10 protein-coding genes are annotated in these 15,346 nt (G+C 66.0%); 6 read left to right on the plus strand and 4 right to left on the minus strand.

Going from position 1 to position 15,346, the window contains the following annotated elements; all coding sequences use genetic code 11:
- The first annotated feature begins 153 nt into the window (after positions 1 to 153).
- Positions 154 to 954, plus strand: a complete 801-nt coding sequence (locus tag ACR9ZJ_RS15615) for a pseudouridine synthase (protein ID WP_481288252.1) — start codon at positions 154 to 156, stop codon at positions 952 to 954.
- Here ACR9ZJ_RS15615 and kbl read toward each other — a convergent pair.
- From kbl to tdh, 3 genes are all read right to left on the minus strand, one after another.
- Positions 914 to 2,113 carry a glycine C-acetyltransferase gene (gene kbl, locus ACR9ZJ_RS15620; RefSeq protein ID WP_481280908.1) on the minus strand — a complete coding sequence of 400 codons (1,200 nt, stop codon included), beginning with the start codon at positions 2,111 to 2,113 and terminating at the stop codon, positions 914 to 916. The two genes, ACR9ZJ_RS15615 and kbl, sit on opposite strands and share 41 nt — an antisense overlap.
- 80 nt (positions 2,114 to 2,193) lie before the next feature.
- Entirely contained in the window at positions 2,194 to 5,781 is a 3,588-nt protein-coding gene (locus ACR9ZJ_RS15625; protein ID WP_481288253.1) for a DUF748 domain-containing protein, read from the minus strand.
- 83 nt (positions 5,782 to 5,864) lie between these two features.
- Positions 5,865 to 6,887 (minus strand): L-threonine 3-dehydrogenase, encoded by a 1,023-nt coding sequence (gene tdh, locus ACR9ZJ_RS15630; protein WP_481282708.1) that lies wholly within the window; start codon positions 6,885 to 6,887, stop codon positions 5,865 to 5,867.
- A 172-nt stretch (positions 6,888 to 7,059) separates the two neighbouring features.
- Between tdh and ACR9ZJ_RS15635 the strand changes: the two genes are divergently transcribed.
- Together ACR9ZJ_RS15635 and ACR9ZJ_RS15640 are read left to right on the plus strand one after the other, a co-directional pair.
- Positions 7,060 to 9,225 carry a S46 family peptidase gene (locus tag ACR9ZJ_RS15635; RefSeq protein ID WP_481288254.1) on the plus strand — a complete coding sequence of 722 codons (2,166 nt, stop codon included), beginning with the start codon at positions 7,060 to 7,062 and terminating at the stop codon, positions 9,223 to 9,225.
- Between the two features lie 75 nt (positions 9,226 to 9,300).
- The gene (locus tag ACR9ZJ_RS15640; protein ID WP_481288255.1) at positions 9,301 to 10,074 is read left to right on the plus strand and encodes a hypothetical protein; all 774 of its coding nucleotides are present in this window, start codon (positions 9,301 to 9,303) and stop codon (positions 10,072 to 10,074) included.
- Positions 10,075 to 10,118: 44 nt separating this feature from the next.
- Here the strand turns inward: ACR9ZJ_RS15640 and ACR9ZJ_RS15645 are convergent, their stop codons facing one another.
- The gene (locus ACR9ZJ_RS15645) at positions 10,119 to 10,808 is read right to left on the minus strand and encodes a type 1 glutamine amidotransferase domain-containing protein (protein WP_481280904.1); all 690 of its coding nucleotides are present in this window, start codon (positions 10,806 to 10,808) and stop codon (positions 10,119 to 10,121) included.
- A 183-nt stretch (positions 10,809 to 10,991) separates the two neighbouring features.
- Here ACR9ZJ_RS15645 and ACR9ZJ_RS15650 point away from each other — a divergent pair, with 183 nt between their 5' ends.
- The 3 genes from ACR9ZJ_RS15650 to ACR9ZJ_RS15660 all read left to right on the plus strand — a co-directional run bounded on the left by ACR9ZJ_RS15650 (position 10,992) and on the right by ACR9ZJ_RS15660 (position 15,158).
- Positions 10,992 to 11,897: a LysR family transcriptional regulator gene (locus ACR9ZJ_RS15650; RefSeq protein WP_481288256.1), complete on the plus strand. Its 906-nt coding sequence runs from the start codon at positions 10,992 to 10,994 to the stop codon at positions 11,895 to 11,897.
- A 203-nt stretch (positions 11,898 to 12,100) separates the two neighbouring features.
- Positions 12,101 to 14,263: a S46 family peptidase gene (locus ACR9ZJ_RS15655; protein ID WP_481288257.1), complete on the plus strand. Its 2,163-nt coding sequence runs from the start codon at positions 12,101 to 12,103 to the stop codon at positions 14,261 to 14,263.
- 43 nt (positions 14,264 to 14,306) lie between these two features.
- Positions 14,307 to 15,158, plus strand: coding sequence for a helix-turn-helix transcriptional regulator (locus tag ACR9ZJ_RS15660; protein ID WP_481280901.1), 852 nt, complete (start codon positions 14,307 to 14,309; stop codon positions 15,156 to 15,158).
- The last annotated feature ends 188 nt before the right edge of the window (positions 15,159 to 15,346 follow it).

Below are 15,346 nucleotides of genomic sequence, written 5' to 3' on the forward strand. Positions count from 1 at the left end.
CCAAGGGACGGCGACTACCGTCGCGCCGAGGGTGGCGCCCGGCAGCTCCCCTCGCCGCACACAACGAATGCGAGGGCAAAGCCGAGCCCTCAAACAACCCTCAAAAAAAAATCCACGATGAAGCGTCGCCCGCCAGCCACTATCCTTAGACGCATGCCCCGCCAGCCACCCCGCTCGCCGACATCGCGTCCGCGTCGCACCGCCACTCCCGTGTTCGGCCTCGCCCGCGTGCTTTCCAAGCGTGGCATCTGTTCGCGCAGCCAGGGCGAGCGGCTGGCGCGCGAGGGGAGGGTCAGGGTCGATGGCAGGATCGTGCGCGATCCCGAGTTTCCACTGGCGGGAAACGAGCGCATCGAAATCGACGGCGGTGCCGCGCAGGCCGTGGCGCCCGTTTATATCGCGATGAACAAGCCACGCGGCATCGTGGTATCGGCCGCGGACGAGCGGGGTCGTGACACGGTTTATTCACTGCTCGACGGGGCGGGACTTCCCTGGTTGGGACCGGTGGGAAGGCTCGACAAGGCGAGTGAGGGATTGCTGCTGCTGTCGAACGACACGGCATGGGCCGCCGGAATCACCGAGCCGGCGACGCATGTGCCGAAGACTTACCACGTACAGGTGGCGGGACAGCCGGATGCGGCGACGGTCGCCGCGATGTGCGAAGGCGTGGTCGACGCGGGCGAGACCCTGCGTGCGGCTGCCGCCTCGCTGTTGCGCCAGGGCGAGCGCAATGCGTGGCTGGAAGTGACGCTGGACGAGGGGCGGAACCGGCACATCCGGCGCTTGCTGGCGGCGCTGGGCTTCGACGTGTTGCGGCTCGTGCGCGTGGCTATCGGCGATCTTGTCTTGGGGGATCTGGCCAAGGGGCAATGGCGGCATCTCGGCGATGCGGAAGTGGCGGGGTTGCGGAGCCTCAGTTCTTCAGCACACCCAGCTTCCGGCCCACCTTGGTGAACGCCGCGATGGCCTTGTCCAGGTGCTCGCGCGTATGCGCGGCGCTCATCTGCGTGCGGATGCGCGCCTTGCCCTGCGGTACCACGGGGAAGAAGAAGCCGGTGACGTAGATGCCTTCGTCGAGCAGTTCCGCCGCCATGGCCTGCGCCTGCTTCGCGTCGTAGATCATCACCGGGACGATCGGGTGCTGTCCGGGGCGGATGTCGAAGCCCGCTTCGGTCATCTTCTCGCGGAAGTAGCGGGTGTTCTCCTTCACCTGCTCACGCAGGTCGCCGGCGGCGGCGAGCATGTCGAACACCTTGCTGCCCGCGGCCACCACGTGCGGCGGCAGCGAGTTGGAGAACAGGTAGGGACGGGAGCGCTGGCGCAGCAGTTCGATCACTTCGCGACGGCCCGTGGTGAAGCCGCCGAGGGCGCCGCCGAGAGCCTTGCCGAGGGTTCCGGTGATGATGTCGATCTTGTCGAGCACGCCGTGCAGCTCCGCCGAACCGCGACCGGTCTCACCGAGGAAGCCCGTGCAATGGCATTCGTCGATGTGCACCAGCGCGTCGTACTTGCGCGCGAGGGCGGTGATTTCGGCGAGCGGCGCGACGAAGCCGTCCATCGAGAACGCGCCGTCGGTGGTGATGAGCTTGGTCCGGGCGCCCGCGGCATCGGCCGCCTGCAACTGGGCCTCGAGATCGGCCATGTCGCAGTTGGCGTAGCGGAAGCGCTTGGCCTTGCACAGGCGAATGCCATCGATGATCGAAGCGTGGTTCAGCGCATCGGAGATGATCGCGTCTTCCTCGCCCAGCAGCGGCTCGAACAGCCCGCCATTGGCGTCGAAGCAGGCGGCATAGAGGATCGTGTCCTCCTTGCCGAAGAAGTCGGCGATCTTGCGCTCCAGCTCCTTGTGCAGGTCCTGCGTGCCACAGATGAAGCGTACGCTGGCCATGCCGAAACCATGGGTGTCCAGCGCATCCTTGGCCGCCTGGATCACCTCGGGATGGTCGGCCAGCCCCAGGTAGTTGTTCGCACAGAAATTGAGAACCTTCCGGCCGCCTTCCAACTCGATCTCCGCCGACTGCGGAGAGACGATGATGCGCTCGTTCTTGAACAAGCCCTGCTCGCGGATGGAGTCGAGTTCGCTGGCGAAACGGGTTTGGCCGGGGTAGGTCATGGCGGAGGTTTCCGGGGACGGAGGAATCTCCCGATTGTGAGGCCTTTGCACGAATGAGAAAACCTCGATCCCGGATGGCGTCAGTGCAGGCCGAAATCCACCCGGGTCGTCTTGCCCCCGTCATCGATACCCTTGGCATCCGTCTTGGGCGCCACGACGAAGACCCGCTTGTCGTCCGTCTTGCCTTGCAGCCACTGGCGGACCGCATTGGCCCGGCGTTCCGCCAGATGGCGCAGGGCGTCGGCGTCGACCGGCATGTTGGTCTCCATCAACGTGCGCATTTCCTCCGGCGGCTGCGACTTGGTCAGGCCGATCATGTTCTTCGGCTTGGGGAACGATGCATGGCGGTAGGCCCGTTCCAGGTATTTTTCCTGCTCGGCGGCCGTCGGCGGCGTGGTGTCGTCCTCCTTGTCGGCGACCTGCTCCTGGTGGATCAGGTCGTCGACCATGACGGTGCGGAGGCCGGATTCATCCTTGGACGGATCGATGCGGCCGACGATGTCCAGGCTGATCGACGGTTTGTCGGCCAAGACCTTGACGATCTCGGCCAGCTTCGCCTGCGCGGTCGCGTCGAGCACGGCGGACCCGGGGGCGAATTCCACGTAGCCGAGGTCCTCGCGGCCGCCACCCGCCGAGGCGAGCAGGCGGAAAGGCGAGGTGACCGCTTTCACGATCAGGTTGCCGATGGCGCGCCAGACCAGGCCGCCCACGCTGAAATGCGGATCGTCCAGCGATCCGGACACGGGCACGCGTACGTCGATGCGACCTTGGGAGTCCTTCAGCAGCGCCACCGCCAGCTTCACCGGCAGATGGCTGATCCCGGGACCTTCGAGCCTGTCGCCGAAGGTCAACTGGTCGATGAAGATATGGTTGTCCGCCGTCAGCTTGCGCTGGTCGAGCAGGTAGTGCACGTCGACGTTGAGCCGCCCCTTGGTGATCGGGTAACCGGCGTACTTACCCGAGTACGGCGAGAGGTTGGCGAGCTGGATGCCTTCCGCCTTGGCCGTGATATCCAGCGAGGCCACCGGCGCGAGCGGATTGATCGTGCCGGCGATGTCCACCGGCGCGTTGTCGTCGAGCTGGCCTTGCAGGGTCAGGTCGGCGGGCGGTGAACCGCCGTCCGTGCCGAAGGCACCGATCTTGCCGGTCAGGCGCGTCACGTCCGCGGTGTAGTTGGGCTTGATGAAGTTGTCGGTGTAGTTGAGGTGGCCCCTGGTCAGGGTGACCTGGCCGATGCGGATGTCCGCCGCCGGCGCGGCCGGCGTGGCGGCAGGAGACTCGGTCGTCGGTGCGGCCGGCGCGGGCGTGGCCTGCGCCTGGGTGACCGAGACGGCCCCGGGTGCTTCCGGATTGGCGACGACATCCTGGAGGTTCAGACGTCCGTTCGCGTTGATGATCACGCGGGCATAGAAGTCGTCCAGCGCCAGGCCGCCGATGGCGACATGGGGCACCGCCTCGCCCATGCGAATGACCATGTTGCTGGCGCTGAGCGAGGTCCAGCGAAGGAAATCGGCGTCGGTCAGCTTGTCCAGCACGCGCACGCGACCGAGCGTGGCCTGGCCGCGATAGGCGATCCGGGCGGGCGCATTGCCGCGATCGTTATAACGAACTTGTCCGTCGAGGCTGAGCAGGCCGCTGTCCACGCGCACGTTCAACGGTACCGTCACCAGCGATTGCAGCGGAGCCACGTCGAGTCGCGTGGTCTTGACCCGCAGGTCCGCATCGAGTGGTTGCGGTTTCACCTTGCCGGTGACCGCGAAAGCACCCTTGCCGAGGTTGCCCTTGAGGTCGACGGTGAGTGGGCGGGTCATGTCGTTGGACAGGCCGTCGATGCCGAACGACGTGGCCTGCATCGCGATCGTGTTGCGCTTGCCCGGTGCCTTGGCGTCGCGCAGGGTGACCGTCCCTTCGTTCACGCCGAGGTGAGCGATGCTCCAGCGCCACGCCGCTGACGGGGCTGCCGGTCTGGCGGGCGCGGCGGGCGTCTTCACGATGCCCGCGAGATCGAGGTTGCCGTTGGCGAGGCGTTGCAGGTCGAGTGCCAGGCCGTCGAGCGTGAGCTGGTCGAGACGTGCCTCGCTGGTGGCGAGATCGACCAGCGCGATGGACGCCGCCATCGATTTCCACGTCACCGGCGAAGCGCGTCCGTTCCGCGGCACGAGCTGGAATCCGTCCAGCTTCGCCTTGGCGTTCGAGATGCGGACGATGGCGGCGTTCTGCCAGTCCAAGGCCAGGTCACCGTTCGCCCCGACGCTGCCACCGGTGATGTCGGCGTTCAACAGAGGCGGCGTCAGCGGCATCAACGCGGCGAGCGACACGTCCGCCAGGGACAGCTTGCCCGCGTAACGGGCCGCGGCGAGGTCCAGCTTGCCTTGCGTGGCGATCGTGCCGCCGGCCATGCGGGCGGCGACGTCGAGCAGGGCGGTGGGCGCGGCGACGGTGCTGAGCCCGCGCAGGCTGGCTTGCACATGGTCGAGGACCAGGCGCGCGGGTGCCGGCGCGGCGAGGTCGGCGTATTCGATCCGCGAATCCTTGAGCGTGAGGTTGTCGATGCGGACGTCGGTCGCGGGCGCGTCCTTTGCCGGCGCGGGTGCCGGTGCTGTCAACGCGTCGATATTGCTGCGACCGCCCGGAAGCCGCGCGTAGCGCACGTCGAGCCCGTCGAGGGCGACGGTGCCGAGGCGATAGCGGGAGGTCAGCGGTTCCAGCGCCGTCAGCGCCGCGTCGCCATGACCGAGCGCGAGCAGCGAAGCGCCACCCTTGTCGTTCACCTGCAGGCCGTCGATGGTCAGGCGGCCGCTCAACACCACGCGCGGCTTGTCCTCGTTCATCGTGAAACGCAGGTCGAGCAGGCCGGACAGTTTTCCAGCCGGCACGGCGACAGGAAGCGGGGTCGGCACGAAACCGAGGTAGCGGGGCAGGTCCAACTGGTCGAGCCGGAAACTGACCATGGACTCGCGGCTGCTGGCGAATGGCTTGGTCTGTCCCTGCACGCGCAGCGGGCTACCGTCGACGTTCATCGCCAGCAGCGGCTGCACGAAGATGTCCGTGGCGCTGGGCAGGCTGGCAATGAAGGGAATGCCGATGTCGATATGGTCGAGGCGGTGGGTGGCGTCGAGCACGCGGTCGTCGAAATCGACCTGGCCGCCATGCACGGCGATATTGGATAGCGCGAACCTGGCCGGGCCCGTGTCGGGGGCGGCGGGGTCCGTCGCGAAGCGCTCGAGGATGTCCGAGAAATTGAAACGTTGCGGCGCGCTGCGTTGGAGGTGGATCCGGGGCTCGTCGATGCGCAGTTCGTCGAGGATCGGAGCGGCCCGGAACAGCGAGGCCCAGGAAGCGTTCGCCGTCAGTCGCTCGATATCGACGAAGGGCGTCTTGCCGTCGCGCTCGCCGATGTGCAATCGCTCGGCGGTCAGTTTCAAGGTGAACGGGTTGAGGCTGATCGAGCCGAGGGTGACCGGCCGGCCCAGCGCCGCGCTGGCGCGCGACTCGACCTGCGAACGGATCAGTGGCGGCGCGGCGAAGAAGCCGAGCAGGCCGAAGACGACGAGCGCGATCAACAAGCCGACGGTGATGCGCCGGGTCCGGCGTGACCGATAGACGGTGAGGGCGCGTTCGTGCCCCTTCCGCCAGTAAAGCTTGCCGCGTGTCTTGAATGTTTCCATACCGCCGCTCCTTCACCCCATGGCCCCCGGGGGGCAGTGTACCCGGCGGGGGCGCTGGTGGGAGCGCGGTCAGGCGACGTGGATCAGGTCCACGAGCAGACGACCTTGCCGCAGTTGCCGGCGTCCATCAGGTCGAAGCCTTTCTGGAAGTCGTCGATTGCGATCTGGTGCGTAAGCACCTTCTGCAGCGGGAAGCCGGTCAGCACCATCTGGGTCATCTTGTACCAGGTCTCGTACATGCGGCGTCCGTAGATGCCCTGGAGGGTGAGGCCTTTGAAGATCACCTTGTCCCAGTCGATCCCCGCGCCGCGCGGCATGATGCCGAGCATGGCGATCTTGCCGCCGTGGTACATGCATTCGAGCATGTCGCCGAAGGCACGCGGATTGCCGCTCATCTCCAGGCCAACGTCGAAGCCTTCGATGTGCAGGTCCTTCACCGTGTCCTTGAGCGACTGCTTGGACACGTTGACCACACGCGTGGCGCCCATGTCGGCGGCCAGCTTCAGGCGATAGTCGTTCACGTCGGTGACCACGACGTTGCGGGCACCGACATGCTTGGCGATGCCGGCGGCGATAATGCCGATCGGGCCGGCACCGGTAATCAGCACGTCCTCGCCGATCAGGTCGAACTCCAGCGCGCAATGCGCGGCGTTGCCGTACGGATCGAAGAAGGCGGCCAGCTCCGAGGGAATCTGGTCGGGGATCGGCCACAGATTCGAGGCCGGCATGGTCATGTACTCGGCGAAGGCGCCGTTGCGGTTCACGCCGATGCCGATGGTGTTCGGGCACAGGTGCTGGCGCCCCGCGCGGCAGTTGCGGCAATGGCCGCAGACGATATGGCCTTCCGCCGAGACGCGGTCGCCGACCTTGTAGCCGGTCACGCCCGGCCCGATCTCCGCGATGCGGCCGACGAACTCGTGGCCGATGGTGAGGCCGGGCGTGATCGTGCGCTGGGACCACTCGTCCCACTTGTAGATGTGCAGGTCGGTGCCGCAGATGGCGGTCTTCTCGATCTTGATCAGGACTTCGTTCGGGCCGGCCTGCGGCACCGGAACTTCTTCCATCCAGATACCTTGCTCGGGCTTGCGCTTGACCAGCGCCTTCATCGTCTGCTGCATGGGGCTCGTGGGTTCCGTGCGGGGGAGGCCCGCGGCGCGGACCCAAACCGGCATTATAAGCCGCACAGGCCCCGGATCGTGGTGCGTCGCGCCATTGCCAGTGGCCCGCTGGGCCTCTATGGTCGGGACGCTCTGCACGACCCACAGGGGACGACGAAACATGCGAATCCGCTCGATGATGCTGGGAGCCGCCATGGCGCTGGCGCTGGACGCGAAAGCCGACGAGGGCATGTGGTTGCCCTCGCAACTGCCCGGAATTGCGAAGAACCTCAAGGATGCCGGCTTCCTTGGCGATCCGAAGGACCTCGCCGACCTGACCCGTGCGCCGCTCAACGCGGTGGTCAAGGTGGGCGGCGGGACGGGTTCCTTCGTCTCGGCCGACGGCCTGGTGGTCACCAACCACCACGTGGCCTTCGGCGTCATCCAGTACAACTCGAAGCCGGAACGCGACCTCATCGCCGATGGCTACGTGGCACCGGATCGCGCCGGCGAACTGCCGGCCAACCCCGACTATCGGCTTCGCGTCACGGTCGGTTTCGACAAGGTCACCGATCGCATCCTGGCGCAGGCCAGGGGTAAGACGGGCCGGGCCTATTACGATGCCGTCGATGCCGCGAGCAAGGCGCTGGTGGCCGAATGCGAGACGGAAGAGGGCATCAAGTGCAGCGTCGCCAACATGTTCTACGGGCGCGACTTCTACCTCGTGAAACAACTGGAACTGCGTGACATCCGCCTCGTCTACGCGCCGCCACGCGCGATCGGCAACTACGGCGACGAGATCGACAACTTCGTCTGGCCACGCCACGCGGGCGATTTCACCATCCTGCGCGCCTACGTCGGGCGCGACGGCAAGCCGGCCGATTATTCGCCGGACAACGTGCCTTACCATCCGCCCTCGCACCTCAAGCTCGCCACCGACGGCGTCGCCGAAGGCGACTTCGTGATGCTCGCCGGCTATCCCGGCATCACCTATCGCCATCGCACGGCGGCCGAGTTCGCCGACCAGGTGGAATGGCGGCTGCCGACGTCGGTGGCCGTGCTGAAGGCACTCCAGGACGTGATCGAAGCCCAGGGCAAGGCCGACAAGGAAGCCGGCATTCGTTATGCGTCGCAACTGCAAACGCTGAAGAACGGGATCAAGCGATTCAGCGGCGAACTGGAAGGCTTGCAGCGTAGCGACGCCGTCGCCATCCGCCGCGACGACGAAACCGCGATGTTGTCGTGGCTCGCGGGGCAGCCCGACGGGAAGGCGTTGAAACCGGAAATCGATCAGGTCATGACCCTGATCGCCCAGGGCAAGGACGTGCGCGAGCGTGACCTGCTGGTCGGGCTGCTTTCCACGCAGACCCAGCTCATGCGTGGCGCCCTGGCAGTCGATCGTCTTTCCGTGGAGCGGCCCAAGGCGGACGCGGCGCGCGAGACGGGCTACCAGAAGCGCGACGAGGAACTGATCCGGAGCCAGCTGAAGCAGGTGCAGCGCCGATACGATCCGCGCGTGGAGAAGGCACTGGTGACATCGCTGATGCTTCGCTACCAGCGACTGCCCGACGCCCAGCGGCTTCCCGAAGTGGACAAGGTGTTCGGCCGCACGCCCACCGAACTCGCGCAAGCGCTGGATCGCCTCTATGCCGCGACGAAGTTCGGCGACGAAGCCGAGCGCCTGCGGCTGTTCACCGCCGCCCCGGCGGAGATCGAAAAGAGTGGCGACGCGCTGTTGGTGGCGGCGCGCATCCTGCGTCCCGCCTTGCTGCGCATCGAGGACGAGCGCAAGGCCCGCGAAGGCGATCTGTTGCGCCTGCGTCCCGCCTACATGCAGGCCCTGATCGCTTATCGCGAGAAGCAGGGCAAGGCGGTATACCCCGATGCCAATGCGACCCTGCGCGTCAGCTACGGCAAGGTCACCCCCTTGATGGCCCGCGACGCGGTCACCTATGCCCCATTGACCACGGTCGCCGGCATCGTCGAGAAGAACACAGGCAAGGAGCCCTTCGACGCGCCGAAGCCGTTGCTCGACGCCATCCGGAAGGGCGATTTCGCTGGATACGCCGATCCGAAGTCAGGCGCCATGCCGGTCGACTTCCTGAGCAACCTCGACACCACGGGGGGCAACTCGGGTTCGCCGGTGTTGAACGCGAAGGGCGAACTGGTCGGCCTCAACTTCGACAGCAACTGGGAAGCGGTCAGCGCCAGCTGGATGTACGACCCGCGCTACAAGCGCGCCATCCATGTCGACATGCGCTACATGCGCTGGCTGATCGACAAGGTGTACCCGTCGCCCTCCCTGCTGCGCGAACTGGGCGTTCCGGCTAGTAGACGATCAATTTAAGCAGCTGATTCGTCCGCACCCCGCCGCCGCTCCACAGCGAACTGAATATCTTGGCATCCAACCGAATGGGAATGCATGGCACCGACATTTGATCTTCTGGGAAGGGCTGGACGGCTGCTTGGCTTTGCAGCCATCGCGGTGGCATCCGTGCACGGCAAGGCTGTCGCGATGGATGTCCAGCCGAATGCTCAAGAAGCCGTCACGGTCGACGGCGGAGAAACCATCACCATCGGCGGCGTGAAGAACATTCTTATCCGCGCCCGCGATCCCAAGGGAAGCATGCTTCTGCTGACGGGTGGCGATGGCCGGCTGAATGTCATGGCCGGCGCACGGTTCACCGATGCCGCCGACAACGTTCTGATTCGCAATCGCGATGCTTTCGTGCGCGGGGGCTACAACGTCTTGCTGGTCGACCTGGGAGCGAATCTTGCCGGCGCTGTCGACTATATGGCCGGGCTGAAACGCCCGGTGATCGTCGTCGCGACCAGCAAGGGGACGCAGCGCGCGGCGGAAGGTCTGGCACAAGGTGCCAGACCGGACAGGCTGGTGCTGTCCTCCGGCTTCCTCAGCGAGGCATCGGGGCCAGGGGACAGTGTGGTTTCCTTGCTGAAATCACCGGCGCTGCTGCCTCGGACGCTGGTGCTCCATCATCGCGACGATCACTGCCGTTGGACCCATCCCGCGGGTGTGGCTCCCTTCCAACAGTGGGGAGGCAGCCGCGTCGAGGTTGCCTGGATGAGCGGCGGCAAGGATGACGATGAGAATCCTTGCCGGTTCAGCGCCCATCATGGCTTTGCCGGCCAGGACGAAGCGTTCGTATCGCGCGTCCTGGAGTTCATCGGGCGATAGCGTCGTCGCGGGTGCACCAGGGTGGCACAAGAAACGTCCAGCGCTTATTTCAGAAGCGCATCGCGGATCGCCGCCCCCACGCCCGAAGCCGACTGCGGGTTCTGTCCGGTGATCAGGCGGCCATCCACGACGACCTTGCTGGTCCACATCGGCGCCGCTTCGTGCAGCGCGCCGACTTCCTTGAGCTTGTCGGCGAGCAGGAAGGGCACGACGTCGGACAGGCCCACGGCGTTCTCTTCTTCATTGGTAAATGCACTAACGTGCTTGCCGGCGACGAGATAGCTGCCGTCGGCGAGCTTGACGTTGACCAGCGCCGCGGGACCGTGGCAAACGGCGGCGACGATACCGCCTCGCTCATAGATGGCCTGAGTGACGCGCGCCACGTCGGGGCTGGCGGGGAAGTCCCACATCGCGCCGTGGCCACCGGCGAAATAGATGGCCGAATACCGCGACGGGTCGACCTGGTCGAGCTTGAGGGTGTGTTTCATGGCTTCGCGGAACGATGCGTCGTTCCAGAAACGGGCATTGATCTTGTCGCCGAGTTCCAGGCCATCGACCGGCGGCTCGCCGCCCTGGATGGATGCGAATTCGACCGGGATGCCTGCATCCTTCAGCTCGGCGAGCGGATGGGTCACTTCGCCGAGGTAATAGCCAGTGGGCTGGCCGGTGCTGCCCTTGATGCCGTGGCTGGTGACGACGAACAGGACGGGCTTGAGTTGGCTGGACGGCTTCATGGGATGGACTCCTTGGGTCTGGGAGGTGCCGGCAAAGGCGAGGGCGCTCATGGTTAGCAGGAGGAGAGGGGCTAGCAGTCGTTTCATCGCTGGACTCCTGAAGGGAATGGAGAGCACTCTATTGATCCCCATGAAGGCGATAAACCGGCATGCTGGACAATCATTAGTTCTCAAGGAGACAAGATGGGACGCCGGTTCGATTACCTGGACGACGTGGAGGCCTTCGTTGCCGTGGCCGACCACGGCTCGTTCACGGCCGGTGCGGCCGCACTCTCCACGACGGCGTCAGTGCTGAGCCGTGCGGTGGTCAGGCTGGAAACGCGACTGGGCAACCAGCTGCTGCGCCGAACGACCCGTCGCCTGAGCCTGACGGACGCTGGACGGCAATACCTGGAGCAAGTGCGCGCAGCCTTCGCCATGCTCGGTGATGCCGAACGGGATGCACAGGGCGCTGCCAGTCAGCTGACCGGACAAGTGCGCCTCAGTGCGCCCACCAGCTATGGCCATTACCGCCTGCCGCGCCTGCTGGCCCGTTTCACCGAATTGCACCCGGATGTGCAAGTGGAAGTGAACATCACCAATCGCAACGTCGACCTCGTAGCGGAAGGATTCGATCTGGCCATCCGCATGGGGCAATTCCCCGACAGCGGCCTGGTCGTGCGCAAGTTGGAGGATGCCGCGCTTTGCCTCGTAGTCTCGCCGGCGTACCTCGCGCGCAAGGGCGCCCCTTCATCCCTGGAGGAACTGCAGGCGCACGACTGCCTGTCGTTCGTCATGCCGCGCACGGGACGCATCGCGGCCTGGTCGTTGCGGTACGAGGAAACGGACATCGAATGGACGCCCCCGGACCGCCTCCGGATTTCGGACGACGTGCTCGGCACGGCCTCGCTGGCCACCGCCGGCATGGGCATCGCGCAGACCTACGACTTCATTGCCGCGGAGCGGATCCGCTCCGGCGCCCTGGTCGAAGTGCTGCCGCGGCTGCGCGGCCGCACGCGGTCCTTCTCCGTGGTCTATGCGCCACATCGGCGCCAATCGACGGCGACGCGCTCATTGATCGAACACTTATGCGCGACGGGCGGGTTCTAGCAGACGTTCAGAAAGGAGCGATGGGCGAGTTGTCAGGGTCGAGGACACAGGCGTGACCTCCGGCACGTACGCGCCGGAGCGCGATTCGCCAGGATTGGCGTTACATTATAACAATTGTTTCAGTATCGCAGCTTGGTGGGAGCCGACCCTGTCGGCGATCCCCACCGCCCAGCGCGCGCCCGGAAAACCAAAGGAGATCCATCATGCGCCGAGCCCTACTGGCTACCGCCCTCGCGGCAGGCCTCATCCCCGCCGCCCATGCCGTCGAAGGCATGTGGCAGCCGGCCCAGTTGCCGAAGATCGCCACCATGCTGAAGCAGCACGGCCTGAAGCTCGATCCGACCACGCTCACCGACCTCACCGCCTATCCCATGGGCGCCATCGTGAGCCTCGGCGGCTGCACGGCCTCCTTCGTTTCGCCCGATGGCCTGATCGTCACCAATCACCATTGCGGCTACGGCGCACTGCAGTACAACTCCACGAAGGAAAAGAACCTCATCGAGCAGGGCTTCCTCGCGAAGACCTTCGCGGAGGAACTGCCCGGTTCGCCCGACATGCGCGTCTTCGTCACCGAAGAGATCCGTGACGTCACCCGGGACGTGACCGCGAAGCTCACCCCGGCGATGACCGGCCAGCAACGCTACGACGCCATCGACCTCGCCAAGAAGACGCTGGTGAAGGAGTGCGAGACCGATGGATATCGTTGCGATGTGTACACCTTCCACGGCGGCTACAGCTATCAGCTGATCAGGCAGCTCGAAATCAAGGACGTGCGCCTGGTTTACGCACCGCCCGAGTCCATCGGCAAGTTCGGCGGCGATGTCGACAACTGGATGTGGCCACGCCACACCGGCGACTTCAGTTACCTGCGCGCCTATGTGTCGAAGGACGGCAAGTCGGCCACGTATGCCAAGGACAACGTGCCCTACCATCCCAGGCACGTCATCAAGCTCAACCCGCAAGGCGTGGAGGAAGGCGACTATGTGATGGTCGTGGGCTACCCGGGCAGGACGAACCGGTACCGTCTCGCCCAGGAGGTGAGCAGCGCGATCGACTGGCAGTACCCGACCCAGATCAAGCTCTACCAGGAGCAACTCGACACCATCGCGGCGAACGGCAAGGTCAACCCCGACGTCACGGTGAAATACGCCAGCCTCGTCGCCGGCCTGAACAATTACTTGAAGAACTTCGGCGGCCAGCTGGAGGGCCTGCGCCGCGCCGATGCGGTCGCGGTGAAGCAGAAGCAGGAAGCCGATCTCGACGCATGGTTGAAGAAGCAGGGCGGCGCGGAGAATCAGGCACTCGTCGCCGACATCGCCGAACTCAAGGCCAAGCTCGCCACCTACCAGGCCACCCGCGAGCGCGATGTCGACCTCGCCCTCATCTCGCGCACCCAGCTCTTCGCCAGCGGTGTACGCCTTGCCCGTCTCGCCGACGAACGCACCAAGCCGGACATGGAACGCGAGGCGGGTTACCAGCAGCGCGACGAGGTGCGCATCGAGGGCGCGCTGAAGCAGATGGAACGCCGCTACGACGCGAAGACCGACCAGGACCTGCTGGTCAACGCACTCGTTCGTTACGTCGGCTTGCCGAAGGACCAGCGCCTGCCGGCGCTCGATACCTGGCTCGCCGGCGCATCCACGCGCTCGGCCATCCAGGGGAAGGTGTCGGCGCTCTACAAGGGCAGCAAGCTCGGCGACACGGCCGAGCGCATGAAGTGGTTCAAGGCCGACAAGAAGGCGATCGCCGCGAGCGACGACAGCATGCTGAAGCTGGCCAATGCGGTGCTGCCCGAGTTGAAGAAGATCGAAAACGAAGAAGACGCCCGCGATGGTGAACTGGCCCGGCTGCGTCCACGCTACATGCAGGCGATCATCGCGTGGAAGGAGTCGCAGGGCCTGCCGGTGTATCCGGATGCCAACAGCTCGCTTCGGGTGACCTTCGGCAACGTGCAAGGCGTCGCTCCGCGTGACGGGGTGAGCTACGCGCCCTTCACCACGGCCGAGGGCATCGTCGAGAAGAACACCGGCGAAGAGCCGTTCAACGCACCCAAGGCCGAGATCGATGCGATCAAGGCGAAGGCCTTCGATGGCTACGCGTCGAAGAAGCTCGGCACGCTGCCGGTCGACTTCCTCGCCGACCTCGACATCACGGGGGGTAACTCGGGCTCGCCTTCGCTCGACGCGCAGGGCCGTCTCGTCGGCCTCGCCTTCGACGGCAACTGGGAGTCGGTCAGCGGCGACTGGCTGTTCAACCCGAAGCTCAACCGCTCGATCCAGGTCGACGTGCGCTACATGTTGTGGGTGATGCACCACCTCGATCACGCCGACAATCTCCTGAAGGAGATGGGCGTTCCGGCGAACTGACCGGCAGTCGCGGGGACCGCACGCCTGTGCGATCCTCGCGGCCATGGCCCGGTCCGACCCCACCGCGAACGAACTCAGCGTAAACGCGTCGCTGGAAACGGCGAGCGTTTCCGTACGCAACGTGGTCTGCCACGGCGGGTGCGCGCATCGCGGCCCCGAGGAATGCGCGGCGTCCACCTACCTCGTGTTCCCTTACCGCGGGCTCTACGTGCGCCACGTTGGCAGCGACCAGGCCGTCGCCGACGCCAACCACGTGGTGTTCTTCAATGCCGACGAGGGCTACCGGATCGCTCATCCGGTGGAGGGAAGCGACGCCAGTCTTTCGGTCCAGGTGGCCGCGCCTCTGCTGGAGGAACTCGCTCCTGCCAGCTTGCTGGAGCAGGGACCGGTATCCGGTTTCCGCGCCCATCATCGGCGCATCGATCCCGGCGCCCAGGCCATGGTGGCCTTGCTCCGGCACAGGTTGGAGCAGGGGACGATGGAACCGCTGGAGGCGGAGACCCTATTGCTGAACCTGGTCGGCCGCAGCCTCGGCCCGCGGACCTCGCACGCACCGGAGGCCACGCAGGGCCAGCGGCGCCTGGCCGACCGGGTGAAGGTGTTGCTGGCCAGCGACGTGTCGCGTCGCTGGTCGTTGGCCGACGTCGGTGCGGAAATAGGCGCGTCGCCGGTGTATCTCACCCAGGTGTTCCAGCGCGTGGAAGGCATGCCGCTGTATCGCTACCAGTTGCGGCTCCGCCTGGCCCGTGCGCTGGACCTGATGGCCACGCAAGACGATCTCTCGGCCCTCGCGGCGGACCTGGGTTTTTCCAGCCACAGCCATTTCACGGCCGTGTTTCGCCAAGCCTATGGCCAATCCCCCGCGGATTTCCGCCGCTCGGCCCGTCGCGCCTGACGGCCACTGAATTTCCCGGTGGGAGCCCCGACCCTGCCGGCGATCCCGCGGCAGCGGGCGGGGTGGGGGCAGAGCCGTCGGCCGCCACCCTCGTCGCTCCGGTTACACCGTCGCTCGGGAAAGGGTGCCGCTGCGCGGCCGTGTTTGATGGCTGGCGCCCCGTCGCGCCCGTCGCGCCGGGCGGGGTT

This window comes from Luteibacter sp. KNZ12-1A, from assembly GCF_056755675.1.

What these genes read in the sequence shown, in the direction of transcription:
- ACR9ZJ_RS15615 (WP_481288252.1), top strand. Translation starts at nt 154, where the DNA reads ATGCCCCGCCAGCCACCCCGCTCGCCGACATCGCGTCCGCGTCGCACC.
- kbl (WP_481280908.1), bottom strand. Translation starts at nt 2,113, where the DNA reads ATGACCTACCCCGGCCAAACCCGTTTCGCCAGCGAACTCGACTCCATC.
- ACR9ZJ_RS15625 (WP_481288253.1), bottom strand. Translation starts at nt 5,781, where the DNA reads ATGGAAACATTCAAGACACGCGGCAAGCTTTACTGGCGGAAGGGGCAC.
- tdh (WP_481282708.1), bottom strand. Translation starts at nt 6,887, where the DNA reads ATGAAGGCGCTGGTCAAGCGCAAGCCCGAGCAAGGTATCTGGATGGAA.
- ACR9ZJ_RS15635 (WP_481288254.1), top strand. Translation starts at nt 7,060, where the DNA reads ATGCGAATCCGCTCGATGATGCTGGGAGCCGCCATGGCGCTGGCGCTG.
- ACR9ZJ_RS15640 (WP_481288255.1), top strand. Translation starts at nt 9,301, where the DNA reads ATGGCACCGACATTTGATCTTCTGGGAAGGGCTGGACGGCTGCTTGGC.
- ACR9ZJ_RS15645 (WP_481280904.1), bottom strand. Translation starts at nt 10,808, where the DNA reads ATGAAGCCGTCCAGCCAACTCAAGCCCGTCCTGTTCGTCGTCACCAGC.
- ACR9ZJ_RS15650 (WP_481288256.1), top strand. Translation starts at nt 10,992, where the DNA reads ATGGGACGCCGGTTCGATTACCTGGACGACGTGGAGGCCTTCGTTGCC.
- ACR9ZJ_RS15655 (WP_481288257.1), top strand. Translation starts at nt 12,101, where the DNA reads ATGCGCCGAGCCCTACTGGCTACCGCCCTCGCGGCAGGCCTCATCCCC.
- ACR9ZJ_RS15660 (WP_481280901.1), top strand. Translation starts at nt 14,307, where the DNA reads ATGGCCCGGTCCGACCCCACCGCGAACGAACTCAGCGTAAACGCGTCG.